Annotated in this window: 20 protein-coding genes and 2 pseudogenes; 1 reads left to right on the forward strand and 21 read right to left on the reverse strand. The window is 67.8% G+C overall.

Annotated features, from left to right (window positions below; translation table 11 throughout):
* Window positions 1-281: pseudogene (locus tag FJV41_RS37735) on the forward strand (FHA domain-containing protein); the annotation flags it as partial.
* A 56-nt stretch (window positions 282-337) separates the two neighbouring features.
* On the opposite strand, the gene FJV41_RS37740 reads toward FJV41_RS37735, so the two are convergent.
* From FJV41_RS37740 to FJV41_RS53220, 21 genes and pseudogenes are all read right to left on the reverse strand, one after another.
* Window positions 338-862: a tetratricopeptide repeat protein gene (locus tag FJV41_RS37740; RefSeq protein ID WP_246137666.1), complete on the reverse strand. Its 525-nt coding sequence runs from the start codon at window positions 860-862 to the stop codon at window positions 338-340.
* A 52-nt stretch (window positions 863-914) separates the two neighbouring features.
* On the reverse strand, window positions 915-1,991 hold the full coding sequence (locus tag FJV41_RS37745) for a DUF1521 domain-containing protein (RefSeq protein WP_141647460.1): 1,077 nt from the start codon (window positions 1,989-1,991) through the stop codon (window positions 915-917).
* Window positions 1,992-2,147: 156 nt separating this feature from the next.
* Window positions 2,148-4,271, reverse strand: coding sequence for a type III secretion system export apparatus subunit SctV (gene sctV, locus FJV41_RS37750; protein WP_141647461.1), 2,124 nt, complete (start codon window positions 4,269-4,271; stop codon window positions 2,148-2,150).
* Window positions 4,272-4,366: 95 nt separating this feature from the next.
* A complete protein-coding gene (locus tag FJV41_RS54730; protein WP_141647462.1) occupies window positions 4,367-4,846 on the reverse strand; it encodes a tetratricopeptide repeat protein in 480 nt (159 codons plus the stop codon).
* Between the two features lie 89 nt (window positions 4,847-4,935).
* The gene (locus FJV41_RS37760; protein ID WP_141647463.1) at window positions 4,936-5,385 is read right to left on the reverse strand and encodes a hypothetical protein; all 450 of its coding nucleotides are present in this window, start codon (window positions 5,383-5,385) and stop codon (window positions 4,936-4,938) included.
* A gap of 165 nt (window positions 5,386-5,550) precedes the next feature.
* Complete coding sequence (locus FJV41_RS37765; RefSeq protein ID WP_141647464.1) at window positions 5,551-5,769, reverse strand: hypothetical protein; 219 nt, start codon at window positions 5,767-5,769, stop codon at window positions 5,551-5,553.
* Between the two features lie 157 nt (window positions 5,770-5,926).
* On the reverse strand, window positions 5,927-6,526 hold the full coding sequence (locus tag FJV41_RS37770) for a hypothetical protein (RefSeq protein ID WP_141647465.1): 600 nt from the start codon (window positions 6,524-6,526) through the stop codon (window positions 5,927-5,929).
* A 117-nt stretch (window positions 6,527-6,643) separates the two neighbouring features.
* Window positions 6,644-7,108, reverse strand: coding sequence for a SycD/LcrH family type III secretion system chaperone (locus FJV41_RS37775; protein WP_141647466.1), 465 nt, complete (start codon window positions 7,106-7,108; stop codon window positions 6,644-6,646).
* Window positions 7,109-7,111: 3 nt separating this feature from the next.
* Window positions 7,112-7,588, reverse strand: a complete 477-nt coding sequence (locus FJV41_RS37780) for a hypothetical protein (protein ID WP_141647467.1) — start codon at window positions 7,586-7,588, stop codon at window positions 7,112-7,114.
* A 53-nt stretch (window positions 7,589-7,641) separates the two neighbouring features.
* Complete coding sequence (locus FJV41_RS37785) at window positions 7,642-7,923, reverse strand: EscU/YscU/HrcU family type III secretion system export apparatus switch protein (protein ID WP_141647468.1); 282 nt, start codon at window positions 7,921-7,923, stop codon at window positions 7,642-7,644.
* A 46-nt stretch (window positions 7,924-7,969) separates the two neighbouring features.
* Entirely contained in the window at window positions 7,970-9,049 is a 1,080-nt protein-coding gene (gene sctU / locus FJV41_RS37790; protein WP_141647469.1) for a type III secretion system export apparatus subunit SctU, read from the reverse strand.
* 25 nt (window positions 9,050-9,074) lie between these two features.
* Window positions 9,075-9,893: a flagellar biosynthetic protein FliR gene (locus FJV41_RS37795; protein ID WP_141647470.1), complete on the reverse strand. Its 819-nt coding sequence runs from the start codon at window positions 9,891-9,893 to the stop codon at window positions 9,075-9,077.
* Window positions 9,890-10,153: a flagellar biosynthesis protein FliQ gene (gene fliQ / locus FJV41_RS37800; RefSeq protein WP_141647471.1), complete on the reverse strand. Its 264-nt coding sequence runs from the start codon at window positions 10,151-10,153 to the stop codon at window positions 9,890-9,892. The genes FJV41_RS37795 and fliQ overlap by 4 nt, the downstream gene beginning before the upstream one ends.
* A 14-nt stretch (window positions 10,154-10,167) precedes the next feature.
* Window positions 10,168-10,995 (reverse strand): type III secretion system export apparatus subunit SctR, encoded by an 828-nt coding sequence (gene sctR / locus FJV41_RS37805; protein WP_141647472.1) that lies wholly within the window; start codon window positions 10,993-10,995, stop codon window positions 10,168-10,170.
* Between the two features lie 13 nt (window positions 10,996-11,008).
* Window positions 11,009-12,043: a flagellar biosynthetic protein FliO gene (locus FJV41_RS54155; protein ID WP_246137667.1), complete on the reverse strand. Its 1,035-nt coding sequence runs from the start codon at window positions 12,041-12,043 to the stop codon at window positions 11,009-11,011.
* 97 nt (window positions 12,044-12,140) lie between these two features.
* Window positions 12,141-13,559 (reverse strand): type III secretion system cytoplasmic ring protein SctQ, encoded by a 1,419-nt coding sequence (gene sctQ / locus FJV41_RS37815; protein WP_141647473.1) that lies wholly within the window; start codon window positions 13,557-13,559, stop codon window positions 12,141-12,143.
* The gene (locus FJV41_RS37820; protein WP_141647474.1) at window positions 13,556-14,452 is read right to left on the reverse strand and encodes a flagellar hook-length control protein FliK; all 897 of its coding nucleotides are present in this window, start codon (window positions 14,450-14,452) and stop codon (window positions 13,556-13,558) included. Before FJV41_RS37820 ends, sctQ begins: the two co-directional genes overlap by 4 nt.
* 33 nt (window positions 14,453-14,485) lie before the next feature.
* A complete protein-coding gene (locus FJV41_RS37825; protein ID WP_141647478.1) occupies window positions 14,486-14,974 on the reverse strand; it encodes a flagellar assembly protein FliH in 489 nt (162 codons plus the stop codon).
* A 47-nt stretch (window positions 14,975-15,021) separates the two neighbouring features.
* Window positions 15,022-16,335 carry a type III secretion system ATPase SctN gene (gene sctN, locus FJV41_RS37830; RefSeq protein WP_141647475.1) on the reverse strand — a complete coding sequence of 438 codons (1,314 nt, stop codon included), beginning with the start codon at window positions 16,333-16,335 and terminating at the stop codon, window positions 15,022-15,024.
* 19 nt (window positions 16,336-16,354) lie between these two features.
* Entirely contained in the window at window positions 16,355-17,029 is a 675-nt protein-coding gene (locus FJV41_RS37835) for a FliH/SctL family protein (RefSeq protein WP_141647476.1), read from the reverse strand.
* Between the two features lie 24 nt (window positions 17,030-17,053).
* Window positions 17,054-17,353, reverse strand: a pseudogene (locus tag FJV41_RS53220) (hypothetical protein); the annotation flags it as partial.

Consider the following 17,353-nt stretch of genomic DNA (forward strand, 5'->3'; position numbering starts at 1 on the left):
CCGCCCCGGTGCGCAAGGAAGTGAAGCCCCCGGAGCCAGAGCCGGAGCCCGCGCCTCCAGAGCCCGAACCCGCGCCCCCGGAGCCAGAGCCGGAGCCCGTCCCTCCGGAGCCGGAGGAGCCCATCCAGCCCTCCGCCGAGACGTCCCTCCCCGACGAGGTGGCGCCGGGTGGAGCCCTGGCCGCGCTCAAGGACAAGCAGAAGCTCGTCCCGCTCGTCGTCATGGGTCTGGTGGGGTTGGTGTTCCTGGTGCTGCTCATCGCCGTGGTCGCTGGCGCCTGAGCGCGCGGACAGGGAGCGCCAGGTGAAGGCGCCCCACGCTGCTCCGCTGCCGACCGCTACTTCTTCTGCGAGGACGCCGGGCGTCCCTTGATCTGCTCCGCCTGCGACTTGAGGGCGAGCAACGTGCTCCGCGCGCGCTGGGTGGAGCGCTTCTGGAGCCTCGGGTCCAGTTCAATCGCGCGGCTCAGGTCCTTGAGCCCGTCGGGGATGTTGCCCCGGCGCAGCAGCAGCTCACCGCGGCCCACCAGCGCGTCCACGTTAGAGCGCTCCACCGCGAGCGCGCGCTGGAAGGCGTCGAACGCCTCGTCGGTGCGCTCCAGCGTCAGGTAGGTAGCGCCCAGCTGGGTAAGGAAGGCGGGCTCACGGGGCGCCGCCGTCACCAGGCCCTGGAAGATCTCCAGGGCGAGGCGGGTGCGGCCGGCCTGCAGCATGCTGTGGCCCATGCCGGCGTAGTCGAAGAGCCGCTCGCGCGTCATCCCGAGGAACTGGCCCAACTGCAGCTCCCCGCGGACGAGCTTCTCCGTCAGGGCCTTCGGAATCCGAACATCCGACGGGGCTTCGCTCTCCGGTTTGCTGCTCACGGCCACCTCGCGAGGGGCCCCACGCGTGGGCCCCTCTACCTGCGGGTCAAGGTCAGAAGAAGACGTTCCGAGGCTTGATCATATCATTCAGCGAGTTGATCTCATCCAAGGCCTTGAACATCTTGGTGACCGACTTGAAGTGGTCCTCGATGGGCTGGTCCTTCTCGGACTCCTTGGACTTGCCCAGCTCGGAGATGGCGCGGCTGACGTGGTCGGAGATCTGCTGCATCAGCGCGTCACGCTGCTTGGACACGTCCGCCGTCTTGGCGTCCTTCTTCTCCTTGGCCGGCTCGGGCAGCATCGTCAGCAGGGACGGAGTCTCCTTGTACTGGAACTCCAAATCCTTGCCGTGCTTGAAGGTGGCGCCGCCACCCTCGTCGCCGATGACTTCCTTGCCCACGTTCGCCCAGTCGTCGGAGTCCTTGCCCATGACGAGCAAGTCCCTGCTGTTGTTCTTGAACGCGTCGTCCCACTGGAAGGCGACCGTCGTCTCGTAGCCGTCCTTCGTCAGCTCACCGACCTTGCCCTTGCCCTTGTCGATGTCCGTCACGGCGATGTGGTCCGCGCCGTTGGTGATGTCCAGCTTGCCCGTCACCGTCATGCCCGCGTTGCCCCAGGGCACGGTGGAGCAGTTGATCTCCGTGCCGTCCGGCAGCTTGAACGTGGTGTTGCGCTTGAAGTCGAACTTGCCGCCGTCGCTCTCGTCGACGTGCGGGTCACCCCAGATGCGGGTGTTCTTGCCGTCCGGGCCGGAGATCTTCCACTCGAACTGGCCCAGCTGCTCAATCTTGTAGCCGCCCGGCGTGGTGATGGTGCCCTTGTCGTCCACCTTCAGCTTGTCGGGGGGACGGAAGGTGTCCTCGGTGAGGACCGGCTTCTCCGTGGGGAAGGCGCCGCCCGTGCCCGCCGTCGAGGCCGTGTCGCCAGGACGGGGAGCCCCGGCCGCGAACGAGTTCTCGTCCAGCTGCTTGAGCTGCTTCACCGCCGACTCGATCTCCGAGAGGGCGCGCTCCACCGTGTTCTCGATGAGCCCGAGGTTCTTCGTCAGCTCCGTCTCACTCAGCCCGACCTTCGTGTTGCCAGTGCTGGTGGTACGGGGAGCGTTGCCGGCTTGGGTGACACTCGTCATGACTTCCTCCCGAATCTCGGGGAATCCCACGCCCTGAAGCGCGCATTCCCGCCGTACTTCCATTCTCGACAGCGCGCGTCGGAAGTTGCGTTGAAGCGCAAGGATTCCGATCAGAACGGTGACGGGTCGGCGAGGACCGACCCCGGGTCAACGCGGCTACCGGGTGGAGATGCGAGCCACCGGCTGGATGTTCAGCTCGGGGGACAGCTCCTGGTAGCTGAGGACGGAGAACGAGGGGTTGAACTCGTACTCCAGCAGCTTGCGGACGTAGCGCCGGATATCCATGGCGGTGAGGATGACGGGGCGCTGGGCGCTGGGCGGCAGGTGGCCGCACTCGGAGCGGACGGCCTGGACGATTTCCTGCGCCAGCTCCGGCTCGAGCGCCAGGTGCGCGCCCGCGGAGGTCCGCTTGATGGAGCCGCGGATGGCCTCCTCGATGTTCGGATCCAACAGGTACACCACGAGGGTGCCGCTGCCGCGCGCGTACTTGTGGGAGATGTAGCGGCGCTGCGAGGCGCGGACGTGCTCGGTGAGCATGACGTTGTCCGCCTCCACCTGCCCGTACTCCGCCAGGGCCTGGAGGATGCCGCGCAAGTCACGGATGGAGATCTCCTCCTCCACGAGCCGCTGGAGGATGTCGGTCAACTTCAGCACGTTGACGACCTTGGGGATGACCTCCTTGACGATGGCGGGGAACGCCTTCTCCAACTGCTCCAGCATCGTCTGCGTCTCCTGCACGCCGACGAACTCCCGCGCGTTGCGCCGCAGCACCGCGGCCACGTGCAGGATGATGTAGCCGGGCACGTCCCACGTCGTCAGGCCCGCGGCCTCCAGGGTGTCGCGGTGCTGCTCGGGCACCCACGCGGCCGGCTGGCGGGTGGCGGGGTTGATGGCCTCGAAGCCCTGGATGTTCATCAGGCGCAGGCGGTCCACCGTGTCGTTGACGAGCACGTGGCCCAGCGTGGCCTGACCGGTGACGACGGGCACCTCGTTGATCTGCACCTGGTAGGCGCCCGGCGGCAGCGACGAGTTGCCGCGCGCGCGCACGCCCGGGAAGCGCACGCCGAGCTCGATGAAGAGGCCGTCGCGCATGAACGGGATGAGTTCGAAGAGGAACTTCCCGTTGTCCTGGCGCGAGTCCACGTACGGCACCAGCGCGTCGGAGACCTCCAGGACGATGGGCGTGACGACGGGGATGAAGAGCTCGGAGTCCGGATTCATCGGCTCCTTGGGCGCGGGCTCCGAGGACATCGGCGTGCCCAGGTCCGACTCCATGGCCGGACCGGCCTCCTCCACCATCTCCGACTCGCGCTTCTTCTTGAGCATCGTCCACGCGCCGAAGCCCGCGCCCGCGCCCAGCAGGAAGAAGGGAATCTTGGGCAGACCGGGGACGAGACCCAGGACGATGAGCATGCCCGCGGCGATGGCGATGGCCTTCGGGTACGCGGTGAGCTGCGTGCCAATGTCCTTGCCCAGGTGCGCGCCCTCTTCATCACCACCGACGCGCGTCACGATGATGCCGGCGCAGGTGGAGACGAGGATGGCGGGAATCATGCCGACGAGGCCGTCACCGATGGTGAGCAGCGTGTACTTCTGCGCCGCGTCCGCGGCCGTCATCCCCTTCTGCGTCACGCCGATGATGAGGCCACCGACGATGTTGACGACAGTGATGATGATGCTGGCGATGGCGTCGCCCTTCACGAACTTCATGGCGCCGTCCATGGCGCCGAACAGCTGGCTCTCGCGCTCCAAGTCACGGCGCTTCTTCTTGCCCTGATCCTGGTCGATGGAGCCCGCGCGGAGGTCCGCGTCGATGGACATCTGCTTGCCCGGCATCGCGTCCAGGGTGAAGCGCGCGGCCACTTCGGCGACACGCTCCGAGCCCTTGGAGATGACGATGAAGTTCACGATGACGAGGATGATGAAGAGGATGGCGCCGACGACGAAGTTGCCCTGCACCACGAAGTTGCCGAACGCCACCACCACTTCTCCCGGGTCGCCCGTGAGCAGGATGAGACGTGTGGTGGAGATGGTCAGCGACAGCCGGAACATCGTGGTGATGAGCAGCAGCGTCGGGAACACCGACAGGTGCAGCGCCGCTGGCACGTAGAGGGACACCAGGAGCAGCACCACCGAGATGCTGATGTTCAGCGTCAGCAGCACGTCCAGCAGCAGCGTGGGCAGCGGGACGATCATCATCCCGACGATGAACACCACGACAATCGCGAGGACGATGTCGGAGTACTTGGAGAGGAAGCTGTTCGGATTGGAGGCGGACATCAGCGGGGAGCCATCCTAGTCCGCGCCCGGCCCCGGGCCCAAGGGGGGCCTCACGAGCCGGGCGGGGTGTCCGTCGGAAGATGCGAAGGGAGGGCTTAACGCCCGTCCGGACCAGAGTCGCCGTCGGAGACCCCCTGGGCCTCCTCCACGCTCTCCAGGGCCGCGGCCGCCAGCATGCGCGCACGCGCGCTCAGCGGGTCCTTGCCCTCGGGGTCCAGGGACACCGCGTGGTTGAAGTCATGGGCGGCTTCCATCACCTTGCCCTGGCGCAGGTGGACCTCTCCCCGGTTGACGAACGGCGTCAGGTCCGTGGGGTCCAGCTCGATGGCCCGGTTGAAGTGGGCCTCCGCCTGGTCCAGGTTCTCCAGCGCCAGGTGGCAGGCGCCGAGCGCTGTCTGGAAGTAGGCCTCGGAGCCATCCATGGCCGCGAGTTGCTCGAAGACGGCCAGGGACTCCTGGAAGCGGCCGTCCTGGAACAGGTCGAAGCCCTGAGTGGCCCGCTCGAGCAACTCCGGGCCGGACAGCGGCTTCCCATCATTATTGGAGACCGGCGCCTTGGCTTGGGTCGTCGTCATCTGGACTCATTCCCGGGGCGAATACGGAGGCGGCCTGGAGTCTAGCCCGCCTCCAGCGAGCCCACCAGTCAGGGGACGCCGAGAAGGCACTACTCGTCGAAGCCGTCGCGAATCTTCTGCAGCTGCTTCTTCAAGTTGGCGATGGCCATGTCCACGCCCTTCTGGGCCACCACCGCGCTGAACATCTGGGCCTTGAAGCGGTCCTTGACGTGCGACTCGATGTCCTTGAGCGACGCCTTCGGGTTCTCCTTCGTGTACTTGGCCACGTCCGCGTCCAGCTTCTTGGTCAGGCTCTCCGTGGTGGACTTCGAGAAGAAGCTCAGGAACGGCTGGTTCTGCAGGACCTGGTTCGTGCCCACCGCGTCCGCGTACTTGGCGCGGTCTTCGGTGGTCAGCTTGGTCTCCGGCTTCTTGCCGATGTCGTCGATGATGGCCTGCTGCTTGGCCTGCTCGGCCTTGGGATCCGACGGCGTGGCTTCCGCCTGGCTCGTTTTCGCCGTGGACGTGGAACGGGAACCGCCATTGACAGGAGCGACCATGGATTTCTCCAAAAGGGGTGGGGTGAAGGAATTCTCGTGAGACGGGGCCGGAAAGTTTCGGACAAGCCGACGAGGTGATTCCACCGGGCCCTGGAAATGAACTGGCCCCGCACCAGCTCCAGGAGCTGTTGCGAGGCCAGGGTGCAGCAGGCTGCGGGCTTACGACTAGCCGCGCATGTTGCCGACGATCGCGCTCTGCATCTGCTCGATCTTCTTCATGGAGTTCGAGATGAGCTCGACCAGCTTCGCCTCACGCTGCATCTGCTCCTGCGCCTGCAGGAACGGACGCTGATCCTCGGGGGCGGCGGCGATCATCGCGTTGGAGGCCTTGGAACCGGCCAGGATGCTGCTCGCAGCGGCGTTGAAGTTGGCAGAGATGCTCATGGTCGTTCTCCAGTGATTGATTCGGTTTTGCTGCGGGATGAAGTGCAGCGGCGGCTACAAAAAGATTATCGGGGGAGGGGCTCGGAAGTTTCCTGCGAATTAACCGGGATCATTTCCGGCCTTTTCGCGAGGCCCGGGTCCCCCCCGGGAAACGGGCCTAACCCTTGAGCTTTCCAAGGCTGGGATTCTTCATCCAGGCCTTGAAGGACTCGAGTTGCTGCTGCTCCTTCTTCTGATCTGCCGGGGGCGGCGGGCTGGCCTCCGGGTCCAGGGACAGGGAGCGCTTGTTGGAAGCGCTCTCGAAGCCGTCCTTGGCGGCGGGGGCGCCCGACGTGCGGGCAGGAGCCGGCGGAGCAGCAGGGGCCGCGGGGGCCTGCGCGCCCGGGGGAGCGAACGCGAACTTCGCGTGCAGCTCCGGGTTGGCCTCCTTGACGGCGTTCTGGATGGTCATCCCGTAGGTGCTCAGGCGCTCCGACAGGTAGGAGACCACGAGGCCCAGCGTGGGAGGCACGGGGAGGATGGGGTCGGCCATGAAGCGCTGGAGGGCGCCCGACACGTCGCCATAGAGCTTCTCGTCGAACGGAGTGCCCGGCGTCGTGGAGGCCACCAGCATCTTCATCGTCCGAACCACCTGGAGGAAGGTGCCCTGGGCCACCTTGGACTGCGACTCCAGTTCCGCCAGCAACTTGTCGCGCTTCTCCACCAGCTCCGCGGGTTCCGGAGGCAGTGGGCCCATCTTCGCCTTCTGCGTGCTCATTGACTGACTCCACCTCTCCACAACGAGGGGTTGGGGTTTACCTGGCGAGCCTAACAGACTGTTCCGGGCTCACCTACCCGGCGTCTGGCCACAACCAGACGCCGGGACAAGCCAGAATCAACGCTTTCCGAGCGCCGTGAGCATGGCGCCGGCCTTGCGCACCACCGGATCATCCACCGGTGTCATTGCCGCGGCGCGTCGCAGATCCTCGATGGCCTGGTCCTTCTTGCCCAAGGCGAGCTTCACCTCGGCGCGGCCGACGTAGACGGACGCATCCTGGGGGGACAGTTTGGCGGCGACGTCGAAGGCGGCCAGGGCGCCCGTCCCGTTGCCCGCGGCCATCTCCACCACGCCCAGCGCCTTGGCGAAGTAGCCGTCCGTGGGATTCACGGCGTACAGGCCCTGGAAGAGCGTCCGGGCCTCGTTGATGCGGCCCTGGTAGAAGAAGTAGTACGCCGTCTTGGCGATGGCGTAGAGCTCGTCGTTGGAATAGCCGCGCACCTCGCGCAGCGTGGACTTGCCATCCGCCCAACGCTGGAGCCGAGCCGCCAGCTGGGCCTCGTCCTGAGGGTCCTCCGGCATGCGCTAGTAACCCTCATCCTTCTGCTCGGCCCACATGCGCCGGATGATCTCCTTGGTCTCCTCGTTCACCTGGTCCACCAGGGTGAGCATGGAGGACTCTCGCTGGAGCAGCGCCTTCAGGCGCTCCAGGCGGTCCGGGGACGCGTTGATGCGCGTCAGCCCCCGCTCCATCAGGTGGCGCGACTCGTCGCTCCCCCGCCCCGCCACGCTGGCCAGGTGGGGCCGGTCGCTGAAGCCCTCCAGGTCCGCGTCATGCCCGCCGGGATGAGGGGGCAGGGGCAGGCGCAGCTCCTCCGACGAGTGCGCGGGACCGATGAAGTCCAGGAGCGCCGCGGAGGCGAGCGCCGGGTTCTTGGGATTGCCCGTCTTGCGCAGCTTCTTGCGGTCGACCTGGGAAGGGTCGACCAGCCGCTCACGGACGCTGCGGGGTCCCCCCCAGGGCCACTGGGGTCCGGGGGGCTGATTATTGATTCTGGCCATCGTGAACTCCGAAGCTCACTCCAGGAAGGGGGGGGCCGTCCAGCCCCCCTCCCCTACCGCCCTCCGGCGGCCGCGTGTTCGCGCTGGATCTCGTAGATGAAGTTGAGGACCTCGGCGACCGCGTCGTAGAGCTCCTCGGGCACTTCCTGTCCCACCTCCACCCGGTACAGGGCGTTGGCCAGGGGCACGTTGCGCATGATGGGGATGTTGTGCTCCTTGGCGATGGCGCGAATCTTCTCCGCCTTGAGCCTCAGCCCCTTGGCCACCACGCGCGGGGCGGTGTCCTTCTCCTTGTCGTACTTCAGCGCGATGGCGATTTCGGCGTCGTCACTCATGGGGCGCTCCGAGAAGTCCTGCCGATGATAACCGCTCCAGGGCCGCTCACGCGCGGGCCACCGGGGCGGGACCGCCGTTCTTCAGGTCGTAGACGAAGTTGAGGACCTCGGCGACCGCGTCGTAGAGCTCCTCGGGCACCTCGTGGCCCACCTCCACCCGCAGGAGCGCGTGGGCCAGGGGCACGTTGCGCAGCGTGGGGACATCCTGTTCGCGGGCGATGCCCTTGATGCGCTCGGCCTTGTGGTCCATGCCCTTGGCCAGCACCCGGGGCGCGCCGTCCTTCTCCCGGTCGTACTTGAGCGCGACGGCCACGTGGTCCGGGTTGGTGACGATGACGTCCGCGTCCCGCACGGCCTCCATCTGCTGTCCCTCCATGATCTCCTGGTGGAACTCCTTGCGCTTGGCCTTGTGGTGCGGGTCGCCTTCGCTCTCCTTGTACTCCTTCTTCACATCGTCCTTGGACATCATCATGTCCTTCATGAAGGACTTGCGCTGCCACCAGATGTCGAAGATGGCGAAGAGGACGAAGAGCAGCGCGACGCGGGTGGCCACGCGCGTCACCAGCTCCCCCATGATGACCATGATGGTGTGCGTGTCCTGGCGGACCGTCTCCATCACCATGGGCATGGCGTCGCGCACCACGCCGTAGACGACGTTGGCGGTGATGGAGATCTTGATGAGGTTCTTGAGCAGCTCCACCAGCGACTTCTTGCTGAACATGTTCTTCAACCCGCCCAGCGGGTTGAGCTTGTCCAGCTTGGGCATCAGCGGATCCAACGTGAAGAGGGAGCCCACCTGCAGGAACTCCATCAACCCGCCAATCAGCGCGCCACCCGCGAGCACCGGCAACGTCACGAGCAACATCGCGCGAAGCCCCAGGTAGAGCAGTTGCCCGGTGGCATCCCCCAGGTCATCGCCCTTGGCCAGGTGGTCGAAGCTGAAGATGAAGAGGCTGGAGATCTCCCGCTCCACGTTGTCCCAGGTCGCCTTCACGGCGGCCAGACCCACGACGAGCACCGACACGCCGCTCAGGTCCTTGCTCTTCCAGACCTGACCCTTCTTGCGAGAGTCGTCGAGCTTCTTCTGCGACGGTTCTTCTGTCTTGTCTCCACTGTCGTCGGACATGGGCGCGCGTTCCCGGGGAGGGGGCTCAGGCCAGCAGCCGCAGGGCGTCTGTGAGCACCCGCAGCATGTGGGCCAGCTCGTCCTGGATGCGCGCCAGCAGCGCCCCCATCACCAGGAAGGCGATGAGCACGCCGACGAGCGGCTTGATGGCCATGGAGATGAAGAACACCTGGATTTGCGGCGCCACGCGGTTGATGGCGCCCAGCGCCACGTCGGTGAGGAAGGTCGCCAGCATCGCGGGAGCGGACAGGGCCAGGCTCACCCGCAGCATGTCCGCGAAGACACGCACCAGCACGTCGAAGAAGGTCCACGAGCCATGGCTGAAGCGTGGGAAGCCATCCAGTGGCACCACCGCGAGACTCTCCGCCAGGGCGCGGATGACCAGGTGGTGCCCGTCCAGGGTGAGGAACAGCACCACGGAGAGCTGCACCTTGAGGTTGGAGAAGAGGGAGACTTGTTGGCCGAGCTGCGGCACGTAGAGCTGGGCGTTGTTGCTGCCCGCCATGGTGTCCGTGAGGGTGCCCGCGATGCGCGCCGCCTCGAAGACGCTGCTGACGATGAACGCCATGCAGAACCCGATGAAGACCTCCTTCGCCATCAGCGCGATGTACGGCAGCGCCGTCAGGGGAATCGTCGTCACCGTGTGCGCGATGGAGGGATAGAGCACGATGGCCAGCGTCAGCCCGATGCCCATCTTCATCTCCGTGGGCACCACTTCGCCGCCCAGGAACGGGCTGAAGATGAGCACCGGCATCACCCGGCACATCAGCAGGGCGACCGTGAAGATGGCGGCGGAGAAGTTGGTCCGAGCAGCCAGCTCGGACACGAGGTCCGCGGCGTTCATTTGATGAGCGCGGGGAACCGGTCGAAGACGTGGAAGGTGAAGCGGACCAGCTGGCTTCCAATCCACGGTCCTGTCATGGCCAGCACGCCGAAGACGATGATGACCTTGGGCGCGAAGGTGAGCGTCTGTTCCTGAATCTGCGTGGTGGCCTGGAACAGCGAAATGATGAAGCCGACGATGAGGCTCATCAACACCGGCGGAGCCGACACCACGAGCACCAGGAACAACGCCTCCTGGGTGATGAACGTGAGCTGGTTCATGGGGTGCCTTCCTCCTACAGGTAGCCGACGACCAGGCCCTTGGCGATGAGGTACCAGCCGTCCACGAGGACGAACAGGAGCAGCTTGAAGGGCATGGAGATGGTGGTGGGCGACAACATGTGCATGCCCAGCGCGAGCAGGATGTTGGCGACCACCATGTCGATGACGATGAAGGGGACGAAGAGCAGGAAGCCAATCTGGAAGGCCTCCTTCAGCTCCGACACCACGAAGGCCGGGACGATGACCATGAAGTCCTTGCTGTCCACCGAGTCCCGGTCCTCGCCCTGACGCATCTTCTTGGCCAGGTTGAAGAAGAGCGAGCGGTCCTTCAGGGTGACCTTCTTCATCAGCCAGTCGCGCAGGGGCTCCTTGGCGCGGTCGGCGCCGTCCAGGAGGGTGCCCACCTTCGCCGAGGAGAACGCGCCCGCCCCCGACGAATCCCAGACGTTGAGCTCCGAGGCCCGGTACATCGTCATGCCCACGGGGGCCATGATGTAGACGGTGAGGATGACGGCCAGCCCGGTGATGACCTGGGTGGGCGGAATCTGCTGGGTGCCAAGCGCCGAGCGGACGATGGAGAGCACCACGGAGATCTTCACGAAGCTCGTCACCATCATCAGCGCGAAGGGCACCAGGCCCATGGCCGCGAGCGCGAGGATGAGGATGAGCGGACGCGACGTGAAGGTGTCGGCGCTCACCGCCTCGTTGGCCACGGAGTCGGGGATGGAGCCGGGGCGCTTCTTCTGCGCGAGGGCGATGAAGGGATGCAGCGACACCGCGGCCGCGAAGAGCCAGGGCGAGACGCGCGGGAGCAAGGAGCGGGCAGGAGTCTGGGCGTTCACGGGACAGGTGCCATCAGGCGCCGGGGGGCTGGGACGACGAGCCCCCGGAGCGGCGGGAAAGGAGCTTCTGAAGGAAAGGGCTCAGGGGAACCACGTTCGTCTGCGGGCGCTGCGCGCGGATGCGCTCGACCGCCTCCGAATCCAGCTTTGACAGCAGTTGCAGGCCCGCCTCGCCGCCGCCCACCAGCAGGTATTCGTCCGCGGCCTTCACCACGAAGAGCGCGCGCTTGGGGTCCAACGTCAGGCGCTCCACCACGGTGACGACGGTCTGCTTGCCCGGCACGGCCCCCTGAAGGCCCATCAGCCGGCGCAACCCCACGTTCAGCGTGAGGTAGATGGACGCCACCACCGCGCCCAGCACAAGCAGCGTGCGGATGAGCATCCACCCCATGCTCTCCGGCTCGGCCTCCGCTTCCGTCGCCGCCGCGGCGCCCTCAAGCGCGGGGTCCTCCCAGCGTGGCTCCGCGCCCGGAGTCTTCTGACGCGATGCGGCGGATGCCTCTGGCGTGGGCGCGGACCCGGGCACCGCGCCCGGTACTGCCGAAGCGGAAGCCTCGGTAGAGCCCTCCGCCGGGGTGGGAAGGACGGTTGATGCCGTGGAGCCTGGCACCACCACCGCTTTCTGGGCGGGGGCCACTGGAGTGCTCGGCGCGGAAGGAGGCGCCGCAACCCGGACATTGTCCGCCGAGGCGGGCGCCGTCGCACTGGGGGCCGACTTCTTGGCCTCGGGCGACGATGCCGGAACGACGGCGGGCGCCGTGGCGCTCGGCGGGGCCGACTTCTGGGCCTCGGGAACGACGGCGGGCGCCGTGGCGCTAGGGGCCGACTTCTTCGCCTCGGGCGACGAAGGCGGAGCAACGGCGGGGGCTGTGGCGCTCCGCGGGGCCGACTTCTGGGCCTCGGGCGACGAAGCCGGAACGGCGGCAACGGGCGAAGCCGTGGCGCTCGGCGCGGGCGCGGAGGGCGCCTGGGCCAGCACGGTGGAGGGCGCGAGCAGCAGCGCGGCGCCCAGGGACAGGCGCATGAGGGGGGTGCGGAGGACTGCCATGGATGGGGGCGAGGCTAGTTCAAAGGCCGGAGGACCGCCACGGGCCCCCGTCCGGCAGCCCGCTCCCGCCCGCTTGCTTCCGTCGCGGATGAAGTCCTCAGCTCGCCAGGGTGGTGACGCGCACGCCGAGCTGGCCTTCCATCTCCACCAGCTCGCCTCGGGCCACCACCTTGCCGTTGATGGAAAGCTCCACCGGCTCGCCGGGCCCCCGGCTCAGCTCGATGACCTGACCGGCCCGCATGCCCACCACCTGCTCCGCGGTGACGGGGATGCGCGCCAGCTCCACGGCGATCTGCAGCGGTACGTCGCCGAGCAGGTCGCTTCCGTCCGGCTTGTTCACGTCGTCCAAGGGCGCCCCTTCGAGCTCCGGAGGAACGTCCAGCTCCGGGTTGGTGAAGTCCTCTTCCTGCTCCCGCCCCCCACCCTCCTCGGTGGCCGAGCGCGGGTTCCCCGACTCCCCGGGGATGATGCCGGTGATGCGGGCCTTGTAGCGCCCGTCCTCGACGAATACCTGGGCCTCCGCGTGCCCCGAGCGCCCCGCGCCCACGCGCAGCTGCGCCGTTCCAGGCTCGCCCCGGTCCGGCCGCGCCGACAGCACGTCCACCAGGACGACGTCCTTGACCCGCAGGCTCGCCAGGTCGTTGGACGTCAGCTCCGCGGTGCCAATCTCCGCCCGCAGCCAGCTTCGCACCGCGGACAGCCGGCGCGCATGCACCGCCAGGTCCGCCTTCGCCCGAGCGCGCCGCTGGGCGCTCTCCACCGCGGGCTCCGCCGCCTCCAACACCGCCGAGGGCACCACCAGCCGCACCATGCCGCTGTGCGGCCCCAGCGTGGCATTCAGGTGCACCGCCAGCATCGGCCCGTCGTCGCCCAGGCGCGCGGACACCTCGTCCACGCCACGCGCGACGCCGTCCAGCCTCGGGCGAGGCACCCCGGCCTGCAGCGCGGGCACCAGCACCCGCAGCGCTTCCAGGATGACGTAGCCCATCACCCCTTCTTCGATGTCCGTCAGCGGCCTGAGGCCCACCGTCTCGCCCGCGCCACCCAGCAGCAGGTCCACCGCCGTGTGGGCCAGTGACAGCTCCACCTCCAGCACCGCCCTGCCCTGCAACGCCCCTGGTGCCAGCACCGCGAGGAACGTCGGGTCGCCCAGGAACCGACGCAGCTCCGCCATGGGCCGCACCTGCACGGACTCCAGGGACAGACGCACCTCCGCGTCGAACAGGCCCTTGAGCCGCGCGGACACCGCCCCGAGCGTCCCATCGTTCGGCGTCAGCCAGCGCAGCCGCTCCGCCAGGAGCCCCTGCGCCCTGGACACCTTCTCCAGGCCCTTGAACTGGAAGGGTCGCCAGCTGCCCCGGTCGACCTTCTCCGGACGCTCGCTTCGCTCGAGACGCTCGACCTTCTCCGGACGCTCGGTCTTCTCCGGCGGACGCACCGGCTTGAGCTGGCGGAGGTCCACCAGCATCGTCCGCTCATGCACGCCGGGACCTTCGTCCTCCGGCTCCACGCTCATGTCTTCGCCTCGAAGCGCACCGTCTCGAGCTTCAGGCCACGGCCGCCCAGCGCGGTGCGAAGCCCCTCGCTGTGCTCCTCGAGCATCTTCAGCACGTCACGGTTGGTGCCACTGAAGGTCGCGGAGATCTTCCCGTTGCGCGCGCTGACCTTGATGGACAGGCCGCTGAGCACGTCGCCGCGCAAATCAATCTGGAACTCGGCGAGGCCCGCAGCGTTGGTGCCCACACGCACGCGGTCCACGATCTTCTGGGCAATCTCGCTGGCCATGGCGCGCAGCCGCTCGGAGCCGGCGGTGTCCTTGGGCTTGGCCACCGGCACCGGCGCCATCAGCGCGGGGTTGAACCGGAACCCCGGCGCCATCTCCGCGCCGCCGCCTTCCTTCTTGTCCTTGCCGCCGCCCCCGCTGCCCTTGCCGCCGCCCGCGTCGGCATCCGCACGGATGAGCGCGCCCTTCTCCGAGCTGACCTGTCCCAGCGCGGACTCGGCCTTGCTCATGTCCTTGTCGCGCCCCTCGGACGTGCGCTTGTCCTCCTTGGAATCCGCGGCGCGCGAGCCGGAACGAGCCTCCGTGGCCCCGCTGTCCGCTCGGCGCTGCGTCTGCGCCAGACCCGCCGGGTTGCCACCCAGTTGCGGCTGCTGGGCCTGCTCCCCGAAGGTCTTCCCCTCCTGCGTCGCCTTGGCCAGGACCTGCCTGGCGAAGGCACCCGGCGTCTGCGGCGTGGGCGCAGGAGCAGGGGCCGTCGCCTGCGGCTGGGCCTGGGGCTGCATCAGCTTCTGGAAGGCGCTGGCCCCCTCCGTCCGCTTCTTCGCCTGGCCCTCGGCGAGCTTCTTTTCCTGCATGATGCGCTCGGCCAGGCGCGCTGTTTCACGGTCGTCGTCGACTCGGCTCATGACATCGTTCCCGAGGGAAGGGGTGGCGGCAGGTTACTTGCGCTGCCGAGCCAGGAACAAGGCGTTGCCAATCTCCTCCTGGCTCAACTCCTCGCGCTGCTGGCGCTCGTGCTTCACCTGCTTCTGCCAGGTCTCCTTGTGCTTCTCGATGGCCTTGAGTTCCTTGGCCGCCTCGGCCATTTCCCGCCGCCGCTGCTCGACGAGTCGCTCGGCCACCTTCACCGCTTCCCGCTGACGCTCCACTTCCAGCGCCACCTGCGCCTCTTCGTCCTTCAGGCGCTCCTCGAAGCGGCCCATCATGTTCATGCCGTTGATGCCGGCGCCCTTGGCCATGACCTCCTTGAGGTAGGCGGCCACCTTCTCCTTGCGCTCGCGCTTGCGGCGCTCCAGCTCGTCAATCAGCCGCTGGAGTTCCACCTTTTCCCGCTCGAGGGCCTTGATGGCGTCGGAGAAGGCCTGTTCGGCTTCCTCCTTGGCCCGGGTCCGCATGTCCAGCAGGGTTTGCAACCGGTACGGGGGCATGGTGACCCCCATCCTACCCCGGATTTACCGGGGTGCACCCCTGTCCCTCACTCCTCGAAGAGGGCGATCAACTGCTCCACCGTCTCCTCGAAGCCGGAGTTGGAGTGGGTGTCCTGCTTGAGGAAGTCGATGATGGCGTCGTACTTGTCGATGGCGTAGTCCGTGCGGGGGTCCGTCCCGTACTGGTAGGCGCCCAGCAGGATGAGGTCGCGCTGCTTCTCGTACGTGGCCAGCGTCTCGCGCAGCTTGCCCGCCGCCTTCTTGTGCTCCTTGGAGACGATGCCGCTCATCACACGGCTGAGGCTCGCCAGCACGTCCATTGCGGGCCACTGGTTTCGCTCGCCCAGCGCGCGGTTGAGGATGAAGTGGCCGTCGAGAATACCGCGGACCTCGTCCGCGATGGGCTCCTCCATGTCACCGCCGGCCACGAGGCAGGTGTAGATGGCGGTGCACTTGCCCTTCTCCGAGTTGCCCGTGCGCTCCAGGATGCGCGGCAGCATGGAGAACACGCTCGGCGGATAGCCCTGGCGGGCCGGGGGCTCACCCACGGCGAGGCCAATCTCACGCTGGGCACGCGCCAGACGCGTCACCGTGTCGAGCATGAAGAGCACATTGCCGCCGCGCTCCCGGAAATACTCGGCGATGGCGGTGGCGACGTAGGCGGCTCGCAGACGCACGAGGCTGGGCTGGTCAGAAGTGGCGCACACCAGCACGGAGCGCTTCATGCCCTCCTCGCCCATGGCGTCCTCGATGAACTCGCGGACTTCGCGACCACGCTCGCCGATGAGGGCGACGACGCAGAGGTCGGCCTGGGTGTTGCGCGCTATCTGTCCCATCAGCGTGGACTTGCCGACGCCGGAGCCGGCGAACAGGCCCACGCGCTGGCCCTCGCCCACGGTGAGCAGTCCGTCGATGCAGCGCACGCCCAGGGGAAGGGGCCGCTCGATTCGCTGACGGGTGAACGGGTCCGGGCAGTTTCGGTCCACGGACCAGTCGATGAGGCCCTCTGCCGGCAGTTCGCTGCCGTCCATGGGCTCGCCGATGCCGTTGAGCACGCGCCCCAGGAGCGCCTCGCCGCACTTGATGCTCAGGGGCTTGCCGGTGGGGATGACCTCGCTGTCCGGGCCGATGCCGTACAGCTCGCCCAGGGGCATGAGCATCACCTCGTCGCCCTGGAAGCCCACCACCTCCGCCTTCACGGGGCCGCGGCCGCGGCTCTTGATGAGCACCAGCTCGCCCACTCGGACGTTGGGGACGCTCGCCTTGATGATGAGGCCCGTCAGCTCGGTGACGCGGCCCCGGACGCGCACCGTCTGGGCGTCCTGGATGAGGTCGAAATAGCGCGAAAGGTCGATGGCCATGGACGTGGTTCCGTCCCGGCTAGGCCGGGCCTTCCTTCGGGCCGTTCTGGTCTGGCAGCAGCACGTTCTGCAGCATCTCCAGCTGCGTGGGCAGCTGCGCATCCACCGTGCCGAACTCCGTCTGGACGATGCAACCCACCGGAGCGACCTCCGGGTCCTCCTTGATGGCCAGGTCCACCGCGCGGCCGATGAGCTCCATCAAAATGGGCTTCTTGGCGCGCAGCACGGCGGCGGTCTTCGGGTGCACGCGCAGGGTCATGGCGCGGGCGCTGCGCAGGTTGTCGATGGCGGACGCGCACAGCTCCAGCATCAGGTCCGGGTCCTTCTCCAGGCTCCGGCCGATGATCTTCTCACCCACGCGCAGGCCCAGGGCGATGATGTCCCTCTCGTACGTGCCCAGAAGCTCCCCGGCCTGCATCTTCGCGCGGAGGATGATCTCCGTGGCCTGGGCCAGCCCTTCCTGGCGCCCCTGCTCCCGCGTCTTCACGAGCAGCTCCTCGCGCTCGCGCTGGGCCTCCGCGAGGATGCGCTCCTTCTCGCGGTGGGCCTCCTCGATGATGCCCTGGGCTCCCTGGCGGGCCTCGAAGACCTCGGCGTTCATCACCCCCGCGCGCGGAGGCCGCAACACCGGCCGCTCCGACACGAGAGACGGCTCCGCCGTCCCGTCACCCTTGATCACCTTGCCGATCGCCATGCGCCGCTCCTTGCGGGCCGGATGCTAGCGCGTTCCGCCGCGCGGTCCACGCCCACCGGAGCCAGGAGGCACCGGGCCGTCCGTGTCGGACGCCCCACGGGGTCGGCGCTGCACCGACGTGCCCTCCCGAACCCCTGGGGGCGCGCCCGGAGCGGGAGCCGCTCGCCCGGCCAGCACCCGAGGGGGCCTCTCCTGCGGGCTCGAGCCCTCCCGGGCCGGGTCCGGGCGCACCGCCTTGACGCTGACCGAGGAGCGCGAGCGGAACACCCGAGAGCCCTCCGGGTCCTCGCGGGGCGGGGGGGCGGCATCGGGACGGGGCCGCAC

Origin of the sequence: Myxococcus llanfairpwllgwyngyllgogerychwyrndrobwllllantysiliogogogochensis, from assembly GCF_006636215.1 — a bacterium.
Taxonomy (GTDB): Bacteria; Myxococcota; Myxococcia; order Myxococcales; family Myxococcaceae; genus Myxococcus; species Myxococcus llanfairpwllgwyngyllgogerychwyrndrobwllllantysiliogogogochensis.